The organism is Citrobacter sp. CK195 (assembly GCF_030333365.1).
In the GTDB taxonomy this organism is placed as follows: domain Bacteria; phylum Pseudomonadota; class Gammaproteobacteria; order Enterobacterales; family Enterobacteriaceae; genus Citrobacter_B; species Citrobacter_B koseri.
This window is the reverse complement of sequence record NZ_JAOWGB010000024.1, coordinates 586,729-605,528: the sequence shown is the minus strand read 5'-3', so window position 1 is coordinate 605,528 and position 18,800 is coordinate 586,729. Positions and strand designations below refer to the sequence as shown.

Annotated in this window: 21 protein-coding genes; 17 read left to right on the top strand and 4 right to left on the bottom strand. The window is 52.9% G+C overall.

The window, feature by feature from the left end:
- Window positions 1-57: 57 nt before the first annotated feature.
- The 16 genes from thpR (at window position 58) to OGX93_RS13875 (ending at window position 14,808) form a co-directional block, all read left to right on the top strand.
- Window positions 58-588, top strand: coding sequence for an RNA 2',3'-cyclic phosphodiesterase (thpR, locus tag OGX93_RS13950; protein ID WP_047458852.1), 531 nt, complete (start codon window positions 58-60; stop codon window positions 586-588).
- A gap of 34 nt (window positions 589-622) precedes the next feature.
- A complete protein-coding gene (gene sfsA / locus OGX93_RS13945; protein WP_012134013.1) occupies window positions 623-1,327 on the top strand; it encodes a DNA/RNA nuclease SfsA in 705 nt (234 codons plus the stop codon).
- Between the two features lie 177 nt (window positions 1,328-1,504).
- Window positions 1,505-1,960 carry an RNA polymerase-binding protein DksA gene (gene dksA / locus OGX93_RS13940; RefSeq protein WP_001155232.1) on the top strand — a complete coding sequence of 152 codons (456 nt, stop codon included), beginning with the start codon at window positions 1,505-1,507 and terminating at the stop codon, window positions 1,958-1,960.
- Window positions 1,961-2,105: 145 nt separating this feature from the next.
- The gene (gene gluQRS / locus OGX93_RS13935) at window positions 2,106-3,002 is read left to right on the top strand and encodes a tRNA glutamyl-Q(34) synthetase GluQRS (RefSeq protein WP_012134014.1); all 897 of its coding nucleotides are present in this window, start codon (window positions 2,106-2,108) and stop codon (window positions 3,000-3,002) included.
- Between the two features lie 69 nt (window positions 3,003-3,071).
- Complete coding sequence (gene pcnB / locus OGX93_RS13930) at window positions 3,072-4,469, top strand: polynucleotide adenylyltransferase PcnB (protein WP_204267647.1); 1,398 nt, start codon at window positions 3,072-3,074, stop codon at window positions 4,467-4,469.
- Entirely contained in the window at window positions 4,466-4,945 is a 480-nt protein-coding gene (gene folK / locus OGX93_RS13925; RefSeq protein ID WP_012134016.1) for a 2-amino-4-hydroxy-6-hydroxymethyldihydropteridine diphosphokinase, read from the top strand. Before pcnB ends, folK begins: the two co-directional genes overlap by 4 nt.
- 120 nt (window positions 4,946-5,065) lie before the next feature.
- Window positions 5,066-5,857, top strand: coding sequence for a 3-methyl-2-oxobutanoate hydroxymethyltransferase (gene panB / locus OGX93_RS13920; RefSeq protein WP_012134017.1), 792 nt, complete (start codon window positions 5,066-5,068; stop codon window positions 5,855-5,857).
- Window positions 5,858-5,975: 118 nt separating this feature from the next.
- Entirely contained in the window at window positions 5,976-6,830 is an 855-nt protein-coding gene (gene panC / locus OGX93_RS13915; RefSeq protein WP_024130695.1) for a pantoate--beta-alanine ligase, read from the top strand.
- Between the two features lie 92 nt (window positions 6,831-6,922).
- Window positions 6,923-7,303 carry an aspartate 1-decarboxylase gene (gene panD, locus OGX93_RS13910; RefSeq protein ID WP_012134019.1) on the top strand — a complete coding sequence of 127 codons (381 nt, stop codon included), beginning with the start codon at window positions 6,923-6,925 and terminating at the stop codon, window positions 7,301-7,303.
- Window positions 7,304-7,724: 421 nt separating this feature from the next.
- Window positions 7,725-8,315 (top strand): fimbrial protein, encoded by a 591-nt coding sequence (locus tag OGX93_RS13905; protein WP_024130696.1) that lies wholly within the window; start codon window positions 7,725-7,727, stop codon window positions 8,313-8,315.
- An 80-nt stretch (window positions 8,316-8,395) separates the two neighbouring features.
- The gene (locus OGX93_RS13900) at window positions 8,396-9,139 is read left to right on the top strand and encodes a fimbrial chaperone (RefSeq protein ID WP_047458866.1); all 744 of its coding nucleotides are present in this window, start codon (window positions 8,396-8,398) and stop codon (window positions 9,137-9,139) included.
- 64 nt (window positions 9,140-9,203) lie between these two features.
- Window positions 9,204-11,804: an outer membrane usher protein gene (locus tag OGX93_RS13895; RefSeq protein ID WP_047458871.1), complete on the top strand. Its 2,601-nt coding sequence runs from the start codon at window positions 9,204-9,206 to the stop codon at window positions 11,802-11,804.
- A gap of 27 nt (window positions 11,805-11,831) precedes the next feature.
- Window positions 11,832-12,464, top strand: coding sequence for a fimbrial protein (locus tag OGX93_RS13890; protein WP_286449858.1), 633 nt, complete (start codon window positions 11,832-11,834; stop codon window positions 12,462-12,464).
- A gap of 26 nt (window positions 12,465-12,490) precedes the next feature.
- A complete protein-coding gene (locus OGX93_RS13885; RefSeq protein WP_012134024.1) occupies window positions 12,491-13,057 on the top strand; it encodes a fimbrial protein in 567 nt (188 codons plus the stop codon).
- A gap of 18 nt (window positions 13,058-13,075) precedes the next feature.
- A complete protein-coding gene (locus OGX93_RS13880) occupies window positions 13,076-13,684 on the top strand; it encodes a fimbrial-like protein (RefSeq protein ID WP_012134025.1) in 609 nt (202 codons plus the stop codon).
- 8 nt (window positions 13,685-13,692) lie between these two features.
- Entirely contained in the window at window positions 13,693-14,808 is a 1,116-nt protein-coding gene (locus OGX93_RS13875; protein ID WP_080750331.1) for a fimbrial protein, read from the top strand.
- Between the two features lie 55 nt (window positions 14,809-14,863).
- On the opposite strand, the gene OGX93_RS13870 is transcribed toward OGX93_RS13875, so the two are convergent.
- The 3 genes from OGX93_RS13870 to OGX93_RS13860 form a co-directional block, all read right to left on the bottom strand.
- On the bottom strand, window positions 14,864-15,304 hold the full coding sequence (locus OGX93_RS13870; RefSeq protein ID WP_012134027.1) for a PTS sugar transporter subunit IIA: 441 nt from the start codon (window positions 15,302-15,304) through the stop codon (window positions 14,864-14,866).
- Window positions 15,305-15,406: 102 nt separating this feature from the next.
- A complete protein-coding gene (locus tag OGX93_RS13865) occupies window positions 15,407-16,177 on the bottom strand; it encodes an ABC transporter permease (protein WP_286449859.1) in 771 nt (256 codons plus the stop codon).
- Window positions 16,174-17,100, bottom strand: a complete 927-nt coding sequence (locus tag OGX93_RS13860; RefSeq protein WP_058668582.1) for an ABC transporter ATP-binding protein — start codon at window positions 17,098-17,100, stop codon at window positions 16,174-16,176. The genes OGX93_RS13865 and OGX93_RS13860 overlap by 4 nt, the downstream gene beginning before the upstream one ends.
- A 232-nt stretch (window positions 17,101-17,332) precedes the next feature.
- Here OGX93_RS13860 and can point away from each other — a divergent pair, with 232 nt between their 5' ends.
- Window positions 17,333-17,995: a carbonate dehydratase gene (gene can, locus OGX93_RS13855; RefSeq protein ID WP_012134030.1), complete on the top strand. Its 663-nt coding sequence runs from the start codon at window positions 17,333-17,335 to the stop codon at window positions 17,993-17,995.
- Window positions 17,996-18,081: 86 nt separating this feature from the next.
- On the opposite strand, the gene hpt is transcribed toward can, so the two are convergent.
- Window positions 18,082-18,618 (bottom strand): hypoxanthine phosphoribosyltransferase, encoded by a 537-nt coding sequence (hpt, locus tag OGX93_RS13850; protein WP_024130701.1) that lies wholly within the window; start codon window positions 18,616-18,618, stop codon window positions 18,082-18,084.
- Window positions 18,619-18,800 lie beyond the last annotated feature (182 nt).

Genomic DNA, 18,800 nt, shown 5'->3' with positions numbered 1-18,800 from the left:
TTAACATTCTTCGCGCTGCATTGTAGCATCGCGTTAATTCATAACCGAGTACCCATCATGTCTGAGCCGAAAAGGCTGTTCTTTGCCATTGAATTGCCCGACGAGGTTCGTGAGCAGATCATCGCCTGGCGCGCCGGTCATTTTTCCCCGGACGACGGCAGGCCGGTCGCCGCAGCAAATTTGCACCTGACGCTGGCGTTTTTAGGCGAGGTGAGCGCGAGCAAGCAACAGGCATTATCACAGCTTGCCGGACGCATCCGTCAGCCGGGCTTTACGCTCAGGCTGGATGACGCGGGCCAGTGGCTACGTTCGCGGGTCGTCTGGCTGGGGATGCGACAGCCGCCGCGCGGGCTGCTGCAACTGGCGAACATGTTACGTGCCCAGGCGGCGCGCAGCGGTTGTTATCAAAGCCCGCAGCCTTTTCATCCGCATATTACGCTGCTGCGCGACGCCAGCCATGCGGTCGCCATTCCAGCGCCGGGTTTTTGCTGGTCGTTTCCGGTCAATGAATTTGCGCTTTATGCCTCGTCGTTCGAACGCGGCCGCACACGTTACACACAACTACAGCGCTGGACGCTTGCCGAATAAAATAGTCTGCAAAAGCAGGCTTTAAGGAAATCACATGCAGTTCTCTCCGCCATTGCAGCGCGCCACCTTAATTCAGCGCTACAAACGTTTTTTAGCCGATGTCATTACGCCGGACGGCACGGAATTAACGTTACACTGCCCAAATACCGGTGCGATGACCGGATGCGCCACGCCGGGCGATACCGTCTGGTATTCGACATCAGAAAATACTAAACGCAAATATCCGCACACCTGGGAATTAACGCAAACCCGGACAGGCGCACTTATCTGCGTTAACACCCTGTGGGCAAACAGATTAACGAAGGAAGCGATTCAGAATGAGCAGCTTTCAGAACTTTCAGGCTACAGCCTGTTAAAAAGCGAAGTAAAATACGGCGCGGAACGCAGCCGTATTGATTTCATGTTACAGGCAGATTCCCGACCCGACTGCTATATTGAAGTGAAATCGGTCACATTAGCAGAACAAGAGTATGGTTATTTTCCCGATGCAGTCACCTTACGGGGGCAAAAACACCTTCGGGAACTGATGAGCGTAGCGGCTGAAGGCCATCGCGCCGTGGTGTTATTCGCGGTGCTGCATTCAGCCATTACACGGTTTTCACCCGCGCGGCATATCGATGCAAAATATGCGCAACTATTGATTGAAGCACAGCTAAAGGGGGTAGAAATTCTGGTTTATAAAGCCGAACTTTCTGCCGAAGGTATGACTCTAAAAGAACCGTTACCCATGACTTTATAATGGCGTAAACAATCGGTTAATTAGTATTCTGGTCGCGTACGCAAATACGCTTTTCCTCACAGGGTTGTCAAGTGTTACGTTTAGATAATTGCTATCCTGAAAAGCATCTGCTATTTATAGCGACCTGATTTTTCCCCCGACAATGGGGATCGATAGTGCGTGTTAAGGAGAAGCAACATGCAAGAAGGGCAAAACCGTAAAACATCGTCCCTGAGTATTCTCGCCATCGCTGGGGTGGAGCCGTACCAGGAGAAACCGGGCGAAGAGTATATGAACGAAGCCCAGCTGTCGCACTTCAAGCGTATTCTTGAAGCATGGCGTAATCAACTCAGGGATGAAGTCGATCGCACTGTGACTCATATGCAGGACGAAGCGGCTAACTTCCCTGATCCGGTTGACCGTGCCGCGCAGGAAGAAGAATTTAGCCTTGAGCTGCGTAACCGCGACCGTGAGCGCAAACTGATCAAAAAGATCGAGAAAACGCTGAAGAAAGTGGAAGACGAAGATTTTGGCTACTGCGAATCCTGCGGTGTCGAAATTGGTATTCGCCGTCTGGAAGCGCGTCCAACAGCCGATCTGTGCATCGACTGCAAAACGCTGGCTGAGATCCGCGAAAAACAAATGGCGGGCTAATCCCGTCAGACCGTAGAACGCCGGATGGCGCTACGCTTATCCTGCCTGGCAACAATTCATAGGCCGGATGAAGGGTTTGCGCCGCCATCCGGCAAAATCCGGGCGGGGTTATCTCCCGCCTTATTCTTTTATATTGTCCACCGGTATGACCAACGCACACTATATTGGCCGCTTCGCCCCGTCCCCCTCTGGCGAGCTGCACTTTGGTTCACTGATCGCCGCCCTCGGTAGTTACCTGCGAGCCCGCTCTCAGCATGGGATCTGGCGAGTACGCATTGAAGATATCGATCCCCCTCGTGAAGTTCCCGGTGCCGCAGAGACAATTCTGCGTCAGCTGGAACATTACGGCCTGCACTGGGATGGCGATATATTGTGGCAGTCTCAACGCCATGACGCCTACCGCGACGCGCTCGCCTGGCTGCGCCAGCAGAATTTAAGCTACTACTGCACCTGCCCGCGCGCGCGCATTCAACGCATCGGCGGCGTTTACGACGGCCATTGCCGAACCTTGCAGCATGGGCCGGAAAATGCCGCCGTGCGGATTAAACAGTTCAGCCCGGTGATGCAATTTCATGACGTGCTGCGCGGCGATATCCAGGCCGACCCGCTGCTGGCGCGCGAGGATTTTATTATTCATCGCCGCGATGGTCTGTTCGCCTATAACCTGGCGGTGGTCGTGGACGATCATTTTCAGGGCGTCACGGAAATCGTGCGCGGCGCGGATTTAATCGAACCCACGGTACGGCAAATTTCGTTGTACCAGCAGTTCGGCTGGCGCGCGCCGGACTATATTCATCTGCCGTTGGCGCTCAACGAACAAGGCGCTAAACTTTCCAAACAGAATCATGCCCCAGCCTTGCCGGAGGGCGATCCACGCCCCGTACTCATTGCCGCGCTGCGCTTTCTGGGCCAGAACGCCACGGCGCAATGGCAGGATATGCATACCGACGAATTATTGCAGTATGCGGTGGATAACTGGACGCTTACGACGGTGCCGGAATCGGCAAGTGTAAATCCAGCATTCTCAAATGCGTCTTGCTGAGCTATGATTAGCCGCTATTTTTACGCAGTAACTTGTCCTGATTGATGTTTGACACTACCGAGGTGCACTATTTTTACCCGAGTCGCTAATTTTTGCCGCAAGGTGCTAAACCGCGAGGAGAGCGAGGCTGAGCTGGCCGTCGCCCGTCCACATATGACGGTAATCCCGCGTGAGCAGCACGCTATTTCCCGCAAAGATATCAGTGAAAATGCTCTGAAAGTAATGTACAGGCTCAATAAAGCGGGATATGAGGCCTGGCTGGTTGGCGGCGGCGTGCGCGATCTTCTGCTCGGCAAAAAACCGAAAGATTTCGATGTCACCACCAACGCAACGCCGGATCAGGTGCGGAAGTTGTTCCGTAACTGTCGTCTGGTGGGTCGCCGTTTCCGTCTGGCGCACGTCATGTTCGGCCCGGAGATTATCGAAGTGGCGACATTTCGTGGTCACCATGAAGGCAACGACAGCGACCGCGCCACCTCCCAGCGCGGGCAAAACGGCATGCTGCTGCGCGATAACATCTTCGGCTCCATTGAAGAAGACGCCCAGCGTCGCGACTTCACCATTAACAGTCTCTATTACAGCGTGGCGGATTTCACCGTGCGCGATTACGTCGGCGGTATGCAGGATCTGAAAGACGGCGTGATTCGCCTGATCGGCAACCCTGAAACGCGTTACCGCGAAGATCCGGTGCGAATGCTGCGTGCAGTCCGTTTCGCCGCAAAACTCGATATGCGCATCAGCCCGGAAACCGCAGAGCCGATTCCGCGCCTGGCGACCTTACTCAACGATATTCCGCCAGCGCGTCTGTTTGAAGAGTCCCTGAAGCTTCTGCAAGCGGGCTATGGTTTCGAAACCTACAAAAAGCTGCGTGAATACAGCCTGTTCCAGCCCCTGTTCCCCACCATTACGCGTTATTTCACCGAAAACGGCGACAGCGCGATGGAGCGCATCATTGCGCAGGTGCTGAAAAATACCGATAACCGCATTCATAACGACATGCGCGTTAACCCGGCGTTCTTGTTTGCCGCCATGTTCTGGTATCCGTTGCTGGAAATGGCGCAGAAAATCGCTCAGGAGAGCGGCCTGGCCTATTACGACGCCTTTGCGCTGGCCATGAACGAGGTGCTGGACGAAGCGTGCCGTTCGCTGGCGATCCCGAAACGCCTCACAACGTTAACCCGTGATATCTGGCAACTCCAGTTGCGGATGTCCCGCCGCCAGGGCAAACGCGCCTGGAAGCTGCTGGAGCACCCGAAATTCCGCGCCGCATACGATCTGCTGGCGTTGCGCGCCGAGGTGGAAAACAACGCTGAACTGCAACGTCTGGCGCAGTGGTGGGGCGAGTTCCAGGTTTCAGCGCCGCCCGATCAGAAAGGCATGCTGAATGAGCTGGATGAAGACCCCGCGCCGCGCCGCCGCCATCGTCGTCCGCGTAAACGCGCGCCACGCCGCGAGGGAACCGCGTGACGGTTGCCTATATCGCGCTCGGCAGCAACTTAGCCTCTCCGCTGGAGCAGGTTAATGCTGCCGTGAAGGCTATCGGCGACATCCCGGACAGCCGCATTGTTGCCGTTTCCTCGTTTTACCGCACTCCCCCGCTAGGCCCGCAGGATCAGCCCGACTACCTGAACGCCGCCGTTGCGCTGGAAACCCAACTGGCGCCGGAAGAACTGCTCAACCACACGCAGCGTATTGAGTTACAACAGGGTCGCGTTCGCAAAGCCGAACGCTGGGGGCCGCGCACGCTCGATCTCGACATCATGCTGTTTGGTGATGACGTAATAAACACGCCCCGCCTGACGATACCGCACTACGACATGAAAAATCGCGGTTTTATGCTGTGGCCGCTCTTTGAAATCGCCCCCGACCTGGTGTTCCCGGACGGCGTCACGCTGCATCATTACCTCACACGCCTCGCAGCAGAAAAACCTGCCTACTGGTAAATTTCCCGCCCCTCTTTAGCGTTTACTGCTTTCGGGTTAATCGATTGCTTAAATCCATTGCCCCCATCAATGCTGCTGTTAAAATGCCGGTTAATATGACCTCCACCATCAGGAAACGTTATGAAACCGACGACTATCGCCTTGCTGCAAAAATGTAAGCAAGAGAAAAAGCGCTTCGCGACTATCACCGCCTACGATTACAGCTTTGCCAGACTCTTCGCTGACGAGGGTATCAACGTGATGCTGGTAGGCGACTCGCTGGGCATGACGGTTCAGGGACACGATTCCACCCTGCCTGTTACCGTAGAAGATATCGCTTACCACACGCGTGCGGTGCGCCGTGGCGCGCCTAACTGTCTCCTGCTCTCCGACCTGCCGTTTATGGCCTATGCCACCCCGGAGCAGGCGTTTGAAAACGCCGCCGTGGTGATGCGCGCAGGGGCGAATATGGTCAAAATCGAAGGCGGCGCCTGGCTGGTCGATACGGTAAAAATGCTCACCGAACGCGCGGTGCCGGTGTGCGGCCATCTGGGACTGACGCCGCAGTCCGTCAATATCTTTGGCGGCTATAAGATCCAGGGGCGCGGCGATGCGGGGCAGGTACTGCTGGATGATGCGCTGGCGCTGGAAGCGGCAGGCGCGCAGTTGCTGGTGCTGGAATGCGTGCCGGTTGAGCTTGCTAAACGCGTCACCGAAGCGCTCTCTATTCCGGTCATCGGCATTGGCGCAGGCAACGTAACCGACGGTCAGATCCTGGTGATGCACGACGCCTTCGGCATTACCGGCGGCCACATTCCGAAATTTGCTAAAAATTTCCTGGCGGAAGCAGGCGACATGCGCGCCGCCGTGCGGCAGTATATTGCCGAGGTTGAGTCCAGCGTCTATCCGGGCGAAGAACACAGCTTCCATTAATGGGGTGCTTGTAGGCCGGATAAAACGCCCTGCGTCGCCATCCGGCAAAATGCCTGATGGCGCTACGCTTATCAGGCCTACAAACCACGGTCCATCAGGCAACTTAAGGAGTCTTGTTGTGCTAATTATTGAAACCCTGCCGCTGCTGCGACAGCATATTCGCCGCCTGCGCCAGGACGGTAAACGCATTGCGCTGGTGCCAACGATGGGCAACCTGCACGATGGTCATATGAAACTGGTTGAGGAAGCGAAAGCGCGCGCTGACGTCGTGGTGGTCAGTATTTTCGTGAACCCAATGCAGTTTGACCGCCCGGACGATCTGGTACGCTACCCACGAACGTTGCAGGAAGATTGCGAAAAGCTGAACAAACGCAAAGTGGATTTCGTGTTCGCGCCGGCGCCAGCGGAAATTTACCCGCAAGGCACCGACGGCCAGACTTACGTTGATGTTCCTGGGCTGTCCACCATGCTGGAAGGCGCCAGCCGTCCGGGCCATTTCCGTGGTGTTTCCACCATCGTCAGCAAACTCTTCAATCTCGTCCAGCCGGACATCGCCTGCTTTGGCGAAAAGGACTTCCAGCAACTGGCTTTAATCCGCAAGATGGTGGCCGATATGGGCTACGACATCGAGATCGTCGGCGTACCGATTATTCGCGCCAAAGATGGTTTAGCGCTGAGCTCGCGTAACGGTTACCTGACCGCCGAACAGCGCAAAATTGCTCCTGGCTTAAATAAGGTGATGAACAGCGTCGCCGAGAAATTGCTGGCGGGTAATCGCGATCTGGAAGAGATGATCGCCGTCGCCGAGCAGGAGCTGAATGAAAAAGGCTTCCGCGCGGATGACATTCAGATTCGCGACGCGGACACGCTGCTGGAACTCACCGATAGCAGCAAACGCGCGGTGATCCTGATGGCGGCATGGCTGGGTCAGGCTCGCCTGATCGACAATCAGTCCGTTACATTAACCCAGTAGACAGGGGTTAAAAATCAGGCAATACTGCCTGAGAATTTCCTCAAAGCAGGCGACGCCTGCTTCGTTATCGCTAAGATTTAAAGGTAGAAGTTATGATTCGCACTATGCTGCAGGGCAAACTCCACCGCGTGAAAGTGACTCAGGCGGACCTGCACTACGAAGGTTCCTGCGCCATTGATCAAGATTTTCTGGACGCAGCCGGTATTCTTGAAAATGAAGCCATTGATATCTGGAACGTGACTAACGGCAAGCGCTTCTCAACCTATGCGATTGCCGCCGAGCGTGGTTCCAGAATCATCTCCGTGAACGGCGCAGCGGCGCACTGCGCTGCGGTGGGCGATATCGTGATCATCGCAAGTTTCGTTACCATGTCAGACGAAGAAGCGCGTCGCTGGCAGCCCAACGTCGCCTATTTTGAAGGCGATAATGAAATGAAGCGCACCGCGAAAGCGATCCCGGTACAGGTTGCCTGATATTTCCCAAATATATTATTATATTAATAAAAGGAGCCGAAAAACTTCAGCTCCTTTTATTTTAAATAATTTCGGCCTTTCTTATCAGGACAACTAATAATATTAGTTGAGGCGTTATCAGAAAATTTAAACAAACGTTCAACAATCCATCGTTATATTTATTTATATCATTAAATTCTTTTCCTCACAAATTCATCAGGTGAATAACCAAAAATAAAAACACTTACCTTTCAACAAAATAACCATCAGTTAAGTTTACTTAAACACCATTTAAGTAAAGATAATTACAATTATCAATAAATATTTTCCTATACTCCGCAAAGTTAATGTAATTCCCCGGCCGGCCTTTACGCTTAACAGACGAAGTACTTTTTCTAAAAACGTAAAGTACACTTATTATCTAATACGGATGTTTATCAAAATGGCATTGAAAAAATACGCATTAGCTGCGGCAGTTCTGGCAACTATTTCCAGTTCAGCATTCGCAGCAGACGCGGATCGTGGCACCATCACCTTCCACGGCCTGGTCACCCCGAATACCTGTAACATCACGCTGAAAGATGATCCACTGAGCTCCCAGACAACTAAAGACTTCAACGTCACTCTGCCGACCGTGTCAGTAGAAGACTTCACCCCAGGTACTGCTGCCGACGTTAACAGCACCCTGGGCCAGGCTAAGTTCGCGCTGTCTATTTCCTGTGCGGATACTGAGTTGCAGTCTGCTGATGCGCAGTTTGATTCCTGGGGCGGTTCTTCCGCAAACAACGAAGGCGCGCTGGTTCCACCAACTGGCCTGCAAGGTTCAGCAACCAACGTAAGCCTGGTTCTGCACAACGATGGCAACACGAAGACCGATCTGATCAAAATCGATCATCCTAACAACACTCAGTCAACCACGCTGACTGATGGCAAAGGCGAACTGAACTACACCGTCGCTTATATGGGTCCGGCTACTGGCGTAACCAGCGGTTCCGTGCAGGCACAGGTTGCCTTCACCATGAACTACCAATAAGCAACAGGACTGTTGTTCTTCATCCTCTGGCTTAAGCCAGAGGATGTTTTCGTTACATCCAACAGGGAGTGGGTAGCATTATGTTCAGCCTGACGTTAAAAACCGGATTAAAAACCCTCACCGCCGCCATGATCGGCATCGCCTCTTTTCAGGCATGCGCCGACGTGGTTATCTCCGGCACACGCATCGTATATCAACAATCCATGAAAGATGTGATTGTGAACCTGGATAACCGAGGCAAAAACCCGCTGTTACTTCAGATCTGGCTGGATGACGGGAGCCCGAACGTTAACCCGCAGGAATTAAAACTGCCTTTTGTCATTACCCCGCCCATTTCACGCATCGATCCAGGGAAAGGCCAGTCTGTGCGTGTGACATATTTACAGCAGCCGCTGCCGCAGGATCGGGAATCCTTATTCTGGTTTAACGTGCTGGAAATTCCCAAAAAAGCAACGGCGAAAGACGGCGAAAGCCAGAACCAACTACAACTCGCTTTCCGTACCCGTATTAAGCTATTTTTCCGCCCGGACGGCTTAAAAGGCACCCCGGGTGAGGCGATGAAGCAGGTTAAATGGTCGCAAACGCGCCAGGGCAACACCCTGTCTTTAGTTGGCCGTAACGACTCGCCCTATAACGTTTCACTCTCCAGCGCAACGTTTAAGGTCGGCGCCAAAGAGTATGAAATTGACAGTAAGTCGATTAAGCCGTTCTCCAGCGAAACCATGACGGTTAAAGGATTAACGAATAGCGCCAGCGGAGAAGTGGTGTATATCGCTATCAATGATTTTGGCGGAACGGAAAAACTCACCGCCAACGTTAATTAATAAATTAAAAATATATTTTTTCTTCTTATATAACGGCAACCCGCTTTAATCGACTGGACTTGTTATGATTTTTCGACGATCTCTATTATGTCTCGCCATTAGTGCGGCATTGCCGTTCTCTGTTCATGCGACGGGAAATACGCCTGCACAGTCCTCTGCTCCCGACTCAGAGGAAATGGTAGAGTTTAACGATCAATTCCTGCTGAATATGGGGAGTGCAGTCGATGTAAGCCGTTATGCTCAGGGTAATCCAATATTACCGGGAACCTACCGGGCGAAAATAAGCCTGAACGGTGAAAATAAATCGACGCAAAACATCGAATTTAAAGATAACGGAACGCCACGCGCCACACCGTGTATTACCGCATTGTTGCTGAAACAAGCGGGCGTTGATAGCAGCGTGCTGGGGAATACTATTTCCGACGATGATACAACCTGTATTGATATCAAAAAATATTATCCCCACTCGTCGGTGAATTTCGATACCTCAAAACTTACCCTGGAATTGACGATGCCGCAGCTTTACGTTCTCAAGCGCCCGGCGGGATATGTCGATCCATCATTATGGGATGCAGGTATTCCGGCGGCGTTGCTGTCGTACAACCTCAACGCCTGGCATAGCGAAAGCGATGGCAATAATTCCGACACGGCTTACGCCGGTCTGCAATATGGGCTGAATTTGGGCGCATGGCGGCTGCGCTCCCGTGGCACCTACAACTGGGATAAAGACAACGGTTCGGATTACTCCAGCCAGGACATTTACCTCCAGCGCGACATTCCGGCGTTAACCGCGCAGGTTGTGGCGGGCGAAACCTACACCAACGGCGATACCTTCGACTCCGTCAGCCTGCGCGGGATGCGCCTGTACAGCGACGATCGCATGCGCCCGGAAGGCCGTACCAACTACTCACCGGTCATTCGTGGCGTCGCTAACAGCAACGCCAAAGTCACCGTCATGCAAAGCGGCAGCAAAATTTATGAAACCACCGTACCGCCAGGCCCGTTTGAACTGAGCGATCTCAGCACCACCGGCTACGGTAACGATCTACAGGTGACTGTAGAAGAGTCTGACGGCAGCAAGAGAACCTTCACGGTTCCTTTTTCCTCGGTTACGCAGATGATGCGTCCGGGAACCTCACGCTGGGAGTTTGGCGCGGGCGAACTGAACGACGATTCGCTGCATGACAGACCGAACATTGGTTACGCCACCTGGTATTACGGTCTCAACAACACCTTTACCGGCTACGCGGGCGTGCAGTACAGCGACATGGATTTTTACGCCGGTTTGCTTGGCGTGGCGATGAACACCGCGATCGGCGCCTTCGCGTTAGACGTCACGCAGTCACATGCACAAATTGACGAGCTGGGAACGCTGACCGGCCAAAGCTATCGCCTGACGTACAGCAAGGTCATCGAAACCACCGACACCTCATTCAATGTGGCGGCATACCGTTTCTCGACGGAGGACTACCTCAGCTTACGGGACGCCGCCGCGCTGCACGACGACGTGAAATACGGCAGCTATAAGAATCAGTCATATGAGTCCAGCGACGAACTCTATTCTGACTATCAGCGTATGAAAAACCAGTTTCAGATTAGCGTCAGTCAACCGCTGGCGTTCAATGGTGAAAACTACGGCTCGCTCTATGTCACCGGCACCTGGGAAGACTACTGGAATGAGAGTGGTTCCACCTCAAACTACAGCGCAGGTTACAGCAATGACTTCCGCTATGGCAGCTACAGCATCTCGCTCCAGCGTACCTATGATGAAGATGGCGAAAAAGATGACAGCGTTTATCTCAACGTCAGCATTCCGTTAAGCACGTTCTCCAGTGAACGTAAAAATATTGCCGGTTTTAACAACGTCAATATGAGCGCGCGTACGGATATGGAAGGCAGCGCCAACTTTAACAACACCGCCAGCGGTAATACTGAAGACGGTAAGATTAACTACTCCATCAGTACGGCAAGCAATACCGGTGATTATGGCGATTTGAATCAGATCAGCGGTTACGGCTCGTGGAGCAGTCCGTATGGCCCCCTGTCAGTCTCTACCTCTTTTAGCGATGACAGCAGCAAACAATATTCCGCCAACTATAGCGGCGGCATGGTGGTTCACACTGGCGGCCTGACGATGGCGCCAGGAACGTTAAGTGACACCGGCCCCATCATTCTGGTTCATGCCAGCGGCGCAAAAGGCGCGCAGCTCGGTTACGGCAAAGGTGAAATAGGTCGTTCAGGATACGCGATTATGCCGTATGCCTCGGCTTACCGTGAGAACCGCGTTGGGCTGAATATCAGTTCTCTGGACGCCGACGTCGAGGTCAAAAACACCAGTGAAACCATCGTCCCGCGTGATGGCGCCGTGGTGCTGGTCAACTTCGAAACCGACGAAGGTCGTTCTCTCATCCTTGAACTTCTACGCAACGATAAAGGCTTTATTCCACTCGGCGCAGACGTCCTGACCGATAAAGGCGAGCTGGTCGGCGCCGTCGGTCAGGCCGGGCAGGCTTATGTGCGCGGCGTAGAAGATCAGGGCACCCTGCGAGTTGTCTGGGGTAAAGAAGCAGGTAGCGCCTGTACGGTGAATTATCACATTACCGACAGCGCACAAAAGGCAGGATTAACCACAATCCTGAACAATCAACTCTGTCATATGCAATAAGTTATTTTTCTACAGGGAGTTCCCTTAATGACTTTAAAAAGTAATAAATATCTCCGCAGTTTACCTGTCGCTATGTTAGCGCTGGCGGTGTGTTCATCCGTTCATGCAGACAACGGCGACAGCATCGACATTACCTTCCGAGCCAATATCCGGGACACAACCTGTGATATGACGATTAATGACTCGGACAGTAGCTCCACCATCATCATCGGCGCCGACGGCAAAGTGTCGCTGGGCGATATCATTAAATACCAGACCAGCGAGACAGCGTCAGGACCAACGATGGCGCAATTCGCCCTGAAAATTAAAAACTGCCCGGAATCCGTAACCGGAATTAAAGCCTCCATCAGCGGCACGACCTCCGGTTACGACGGCGGTACGCCGAAAACCATCCTCCTCCCCGGTACGGGTGAGACAGGCCCCACCGGGGTTGGCCTGAAATTCTCTCGTGTCAGTGCACCAACCAGCTATTTTGCTATTTTTGCCAACGAAACGGAGACCTCAGATAACGATGCCGAGGTGATTAAATGGAGTCCTGCTGAAATAGACAGCAAACAGGTCGACCTTGTGGCGCGTCTGGTGACGACAAGGATCTCCGGTACAACCCCGGCGGTTGGCGCCTTCCAGGCAACAGCAACCTTTAACTTTAGCTATGAATAATTCCTGCGATATAACGGAGCATCATAATGAAATCTAATTCTCTTTTTCTCGCGCTGGCGGTAGCTGGTGGATTATTCAGCGGCCTGACCCACGCCGCCCCGGTGACAGGCACCAATCAGTTGCAGGCTATCTTTACCACTGAGATCCTCCCTGGCACCTGTAACACCCAGGTGACGGATGCAGATGGCCCGACCAGCACGATTGACTTCGGCGATCTGTATAAGAACGAAGTCGGTACGCGTACCGAATCCTTTAATATCGCACTGACCGAATGCGCGGGCGTGTTAACCACAACCGTGGCGGCTCAGCCAGGGGCGGGCAATACCTGTTCCGGCGACTCCTACGCGACAACAGGCGCCACGAATACCGCCGTTGAGATCTGGGAAACCGCCGCAGACTCAGGCACCCAGTTAGCCTGCCAGACGGGCAACCCTTCGAATGTACTGACGCATTCGTTTGGTTCGAAGAATATGAACCAGAGCTACACCTATCCTCTGGTGGCTCGCTGGGTCGTTGCGAATGGTAAAACAGCCGCTGATATCACAACAGGTGAAGCGACGTCGCTTATCACCTTTTTAGTCACCTACCAGTAATGTAGCCAGCGGGCAACTATGCGACAGACACTATTTTTTATGCGATTTACTTTCGCCCTGCTGGTGGGCCTGGCAGGACTGTGGCCTGTCGTCAGTCAGGCTGACGACAGCGGAATGGACGTCAATTTTAAGGCGAAGATTCTGGCCAATACCTGCCAAGTAAGCCTGGAAAATGGCGGTAATGTCGAGTTGCCAACCGTCACGCGCAGTTGGTTTTACAATACGGACAACAGCGATCGCCTGCGGCCGGAAACGGACGCTGGCGGTACAACGTTTACCATTCAGGTTGTCAACTGCGACGTGCCGCCAGCAGGAAGCGAAGGAAGCCAGCAGCTTCATTTTCGATTTGAACCGCAATTCGGTATAAACCCCGACAACAGCCAGGTATTTATCAATAACGCGGTCAGCGATCAGGCCAGAAATGTCGGTGTGGTTGTTTTTTCCGCCACACACCACACGAACGTATTGAATAGCGATGGCAGTTCCGACGTAGCGTATGACCTTAGCGGGCAAGCGGCACCGCTCTTTCCAGCAGATTATGTGTTTTACGCCCGCTACCAGAACACGGGCGATGTCGGCAACGGACTGGTGACCAGCAATGTGGTGGTCAATGTAACCTATCAGTAAAGGGATTTATGATGAAATTACGCTATTTACTGCCGCTATTATTTTGCGTGCTCTCCATTTTCGCCAGGCAAGCGTTAGCAGACACCGCATGTCATTTTACGACACAGCAGGCCAGTATACCTGCTTTCTGGACTGCCAGAACGCTCATCGGCCCCATCGGAGGCATCGATACGCCGCTCATCATTATGAACCCTCAGTCTATGGAGGGTGATTTCCCTTTATTCCAGGGAGCGGCGCCCATCACATGCGGAGGTAATGGGAGCAATGCCGTAACGTTGACCGGCCCTACCGACGCCAATTTGTGGGATCAATATACCACTCAGGGGTCAGATGGCCCTACCGGGCTGCTCAAAACCTCGATTCCCGGCATTGTTTACACCTATTCCGTGAGGTGTATCGGGAACTGCCACAACGGCAACAACACTAACGATCTGGATTTAAACCTGCCGCTGCCCGGAGGAACGTCAACCTTCCCAAGCCATGGCGATGCCCCCTGGACGGGGCCTAGCGCAACACGCAACTGGGATATCTTCGTCACGATGTATCAGACGCCAGACTACCACCCCCGAAATGGTCAGACGGACGGGAACGCGCTGCCAGGGAAAATAGGTACTCTGCACATAGGAGATGCTGGGCAAAACGATCTCGACCTTATGATGAGTGGAGCATCGATGGCGTTTTCCGTCATGGAGCCGACCTGCCAGGGGATGGGGATAAATAATGACGAATACGATCGGGACGTGGATTTTGGCGACTTTTACCGTTCCGATTTCGAAAAAACGGGCGAGTCGGTAGAAAAGCCGTTTACGTTTAACTTATTCCGCTGCTCATTGACGACCGTTACCGTCACCCTGACCGGCAATCATGGCGCAGACAATACGATTCTCACCAACTCTTCAGGGAGCGCAGAGGGCGTGGGCGTAAAAATTCGTTCCATTATCAATAACAACACACAAACAATGAAGGTAGACGGTTCGGAGCGTGTCGGTATCACCTACAGCGGAAATCGTGAGTGGTATCATGAATCTATTGGTCTGGATTTCACCGGGCAGTTAATCAAAATCGGTACAATTAAAGCCGGCACTTTTGAAACCGTCGGTACTTTCACCCTCAGCTACGAATAACGTTCCCTGCGGCTGACTGCCTGTCAGCCGCATCATCGCCTCCACGAATTGACCGTCAGTACGCGTACAAATCATGCTTCAGCACAAAAGGCGGATTTTTTTGCTGTTGATGCCAGAGACTGGTGACATCGGGCGCGCCGAGGGAAACAATGGTGTCACGGAACGCCGCGCTGCTCATGGATTCCCGCGCGGCAAGCATTTCTTCAAGCAATGAATACGTCACACCGGCAATCACTTCGCAGCCGGAATGTTTATGGCTCATCAGCGACGCCACACGATAAGGCGCGGCGCCAGACGTGTCCGTTAAAAAGATCACCCCATCGCCGGAATCCGCCTGGTGTAATGCTTCACACATCATACGGCTGAGCATATTGGTACTCAGGCCGCGCCAGAAGTTCACCGCCCGGCACTGCGCCAGCGGGCCATGTTTTTCTTCCAGACGATCCTGTAGCTCCTGCGCGCGATCGTCATGACAGGTAATCACCCAACCCAACATAGCCTACCTCCTTAGCAAGCAAGTAGTTTATCAGTGTGATAAATGAGTAAGGGTGATAAACGTCAAAGTCTGCCCCTCCCCCGGCGGAGGAGAGGAAAAACATTACGTGCGCAAGCCGCGTCCGCGCTGGATTAAGTACCAGCACAGCAGGTAAAACGCCAGGATAAACACGGCCAACACGCCGAACGTAGTGACCAGAGGTACGTCGTGAATGCCCAGGAAACCATAGCGGAAGCCGCTGATCATGTAGACAATCGGGTTCAGATGCGACAATCCTTGCCAGAACGGCGGTAGCAGCGTCAGGGAATAAAACACCCCACCCAGGTAGGTGAGCGGCGTCAGCACGAACGTCGGGATCAGGCTGATATCATCAAAGGTTTTCGCAAAGACCGAGTTCAGCAGCCCCGCCAGCGAAAACAGCACCGCCGTCAGTACCAGCGTTAACGCCACGAACACCCAGGAGTGTACCTGGAACGGCACAAAGAACAGCGAAATCACCGTAACCAGAATCCCTACGCACAGCCCGCGCGCCACGCCGCCGCCAATATATCCGACGATAATGACGTGCGTCGGGACAGGCGCCACCAGCAGCTCTTCAATGTTGCGCTGGAATTTGGCGCTAAAGAAGGATGAGGCCACATTGGCATACGCGTTGGTGATCACCGCCATCATGATTAAGCCCGGCACGATAAACTGCATATAGCTAAAACCGTGCATCTCGCCAATGCGTGAGCCGATCAGATTACCGAAGATAATAAAATAGAGCGTCATGGTGATGACCGGCGGCACCAGCGTCTGCACCCAGATACGCATAAAGCGGTTAATCTCTTTCGCCCAGATGCTTTTCAGCGCGACCCAATACAGCTGCATCATCCGCGAGCTCCTTTTTTATCATGCACCAGAGAGACAAACAGTTCTTCCAGGCGGTTTGCCTTGTTACGCATACTGAGAACCTGAACGCCCTGGCTGCTCAGTTGCGAAAAGACGCTATTGATGCCCTGTTCCCGCAATACTTCGACCTCCAGCGTCGAGGTATCCACCAGACGGTACTGATAGCCTTCCAGCCTCGGCAGCGGGCTTTTCGCCGCCAGATCGAGAATAAACGTCTCGGATTTCAACTTAGAGAGCAGATTTTTCATCGAGGTGTTTTCCACCAGCGCGCCGTGCTGAATGATACCGATGTTGCGACACAGCATTTCCGCTTCTTCAAGATAGTGCGTCGTCAGGATAATCGTGGTGCCTTTGTCGTTTAAATCCTTCAAAAAGCCCCACATTGAGCGGCGAAGTTCAATATCCACCCCTGCGGTGGGTTCATCCAGAATCAACAGTTTCGGCTCATGCATCAGCGCCCGGGCGATCATCAAACGACGCTTCATCCCGCCGGAGAGCATACGCGCACGTTCGTTACGTTTTTCCCACAGATCGAGTTGTTTCAGATACTTTTCGCTGCGCGCAACGGCTTCTTTACGCTCAACGCCGTAGTACCCCGCCTGATTGACGACGATCTGCTGGACGGTTTCAAACGGGTTGAAGTTAAATTCCTGCGGCACCAGGCCAAGCTGGCGTTTGGCGTTGACCACATCTTTTTCAAGGTCGTAACCAAAGACGCAGACGCGCCCGGAGGTTTTGTTAACCAGCGAGCTGATAATGCCAATGGTGGTTGATTTCCCCGCTCCGTTTGGCCCCAGAAGCGCATAAAAATCACCCGCTTCAACCTGTAAATCGATCCCACGGAGCGCCTGGACGCCGCCCGGATACGTTTTTTTAAGTTGCTGAAGTTCCAGTGCAATGGTCATGAATTTTTACTTACCTTACGTTCTTACACTTTATTTACACTCTAAATAATTCGAGTTGCAGGAAGGCGGCAACGCAGTGAATCCCCGGAAGCTTACACCAGTAAGTGACCGGGGTGAGCGAGGAAGCCAACGCACCTGCAACGTGAAGAATGACGAGTATATGGTTTAAATAATCCCGGAGTTGCCCTATATTAGCCCAACGCACTTATTTGGTTACAGGTCGTTAACCTCCATGAAAGACATAGATACACTCATCAGCAACAATGCACTATGGTCAAAAATGCTGGTGGAAGAGGATCCCGGATTTTTTGAGAAACTGGCGCAAGCGCAAAAACCGCGCTTTCTATGGATTGGATGTTCCGACAGCCGCGTTCCCGCAGAACGTTTAACCGGCCTTGAGCCGGGCGAATTATTTGTTCACCGCAATGTTGCCAACCTGGTCATTCACACCGATCTCAACTGCCTCTCCGTGGTGCAGTATGCCGTCGATGTACTGGAAGTTGAACACATTATTATTTGTGGTCACTACGGTTGTGGCGGCGTCCAGGCGGCTGTTGAAAACCCGGAACTGGGGTTAATTAACAACTGGTTGCTGCACATTCGCGATATCTGGTTCAAACATAGCTCATTACTCGGAGAAATGCCGCAGGAGCGTCGAATCGATACCCTGTGCGAGCTGAACGTGATGGAACAGGTATACAACCTGGGCCACTCAACCATCATGCAGTCCGCGTGGAAACGCGGTCAGAAAGTGACGATTCACGGCTGGGCCTACGGTATTCACGACGGCCTGCTGCGCGATCTGGAAGTCACGGCGACCAACCGTGAAACGCTGGAACAGCGCTATCGTCGGGGGGTTTCAAACCTCAGCAAAAAGCATATTAACCACAAGTAAACGTGTATTGCCGGGTGGCGGCTACGCCTTACCCGGCCTGCATTTCTACGGACATAGTACCTGTAGCGCCATCCGGCACAACGTTCTTACTCGTCCAGCAGCACCACTTTACCAACATACGGCAGATGGCGATAACGCTGAGCATAGTCGATGCCGTAACCCACAACGAACTCATCCGGGATCGAGAAACCGATAAACTCAACCGGGACGTCAACCTCACGGCGAGACGGCTTATCCAGCAGCGTACAAATCGCCAGGGACTTTGGCTCACGCAGGCTCAGGATTTCCCGCACTTTCGACAGCGTATTCCCGGAATCGATAATATCTTCGACAATCAGCACATCCTTGCCACGGATATCTTCATCCAGGTCCTTGAGAATTTTCACATCGCGAGTGGTGGACATGCCGCTACCGTAGCTGGAGGCGGTCATAAAATCGACTTCATGAGACACCTGTACCTCGCGGCACAGATCCGCCATAAACATAAATGAGCCACGCAGCAGACCTACCAGCACCATGTCACTGCCGCTGTCTTTATAACGTTCAGTAATCTGACGACCCAGTTCGGCAATGCGCGCTTTGATCTCCGCTTCGGGGATCATTACTTCTACAGTATGTTTCATATCTCTAACCATATGATTTAAAAACAAATCACTTCATGCCTGCTCTTGATAAGACAGCATCGAAGCGCAAGGCACGCAGTATACCAGCAAAAGTATTTATTCGCGGCATCTGTTAATAAAGCTCATTTTGTGATGACGATCACACTTGTTAAATCCTATAATTAATTGCTACTAAAAAATTA

Coding starts and splice junctions, on each gene's coding strand:
- thpR (WP_047458852.1), top strand. CDS start 58: ATGTCTGAGCCGAAAAGGCTGTTCTTTGCCATTGAATTGCCCGACGAG.
- sfsA (WP_012134013.1), top strand. CDS start 623: ATGCAGTTCTCTCCGCCATTGCAGCGCGCCACCTTAATTCAGCGCTAC.
- dksA (WP_001155232.1), top strand. CDS start 1,505: ATGCAAGAAGGGCAAAACCGTAAAACATCGTCCCTGAGTATTCTCGCC.
- gluQRS (WP_012134014.1), top strand. CDS start 2,106: ATGACCAACGCACACTATATTGGCCGCTTCGCCCCGTCCCCCTCTGGC.
- panB (WP_012134017.1), top strand. CDS start 5,066: ATGAAACCGACGACTATCGCCTTGCTGCAAAAATGTAAGCAAGAGAAA.
- panD (WP_012134019.1), top strand. CDS start 6,923: ATGATTCGCACTATGCTGCAGGGCAAACTCCACCGCGTGAAAGTGACT.
- OGX93_RS13905 (WP_024130696.1), top strand. CDS start 7,725: ATGGCATTGAAAAAATACGCATTAGCTGCGGCAGTTCTGGCAACTATT.
- OGX93_RS13900 (WP_047458866.1), top strand. CDS start 8,396: ATGTTCAGCCTGACGTTAAAAACCGGATTAAAAACCCTCACCGCCGCC.
- OGX93_RS13895 (WP_047458871.1), top strand. CDS start 9,204: ATGATTTTTCGACGATCTCTATTATGTCTCGCCATTAGTGCGGCATTG.
- OGX93_RS13890 (WP_286449858.1), top strand. CDS start 11,832: ATGACTTTAAAAAGTAATAAATATCTCCGCAGTTTACCTGTCGCTATG.
- OGX93_RS13885 (WP_012134024.1), top strand. CDS start 12,491: ATGAAATCTAATTCTCTTTTTCTCGCGCTGGCGGTAGCTGGTGGATTA.
- OGX93_RS13880 (WP_012134025.1), top strand. CDS start 13,076: ATGCGACAGACACTATTTTTTATGCGATTTACTTTCGCCCTGCTGGTG.
- OGX93_RS13875 (WP_080750331.1), top strand. CDS start 13,693: ATGATGAAATTACGCTATTTACTGCCGCTATTATTTTGCGTGCTCTCC.
- OGX93_RS13870 (WP_012134027.1), bottom strand. CDS start 15,304: ATGTTGGGTTGGGTGATTACCTGTCATGACGATCGCGCGCAGGAGCTA.
- OGX93_RS13865 (WP_286449859.1), bottom strand. CDS start 16,177: ATGATGCAGCTGTATTGGGTCGCGCTGAAAAGCATCTGGGCGAAAGAG.
- OGX93_RS13860 (WP_058668582.1), bottom strand. CDS start 17,100: ATGACCATTGCACTGGAACTTCAGCAACTTAAAAAAACGTATCCGGGC.
- can (WP_012134030.1), top strand. CDS start 17,333: ATGAAAGACATAGATACACTCATCAGCAACAATGCACTATGGTCAAAA.
- hpt (WP_024130701.1), bottom strand. CDS start 18,618: ATGAAACATACTGTAGAAGTAATGATCCCCGAAGCGGAGATCAAAGCG.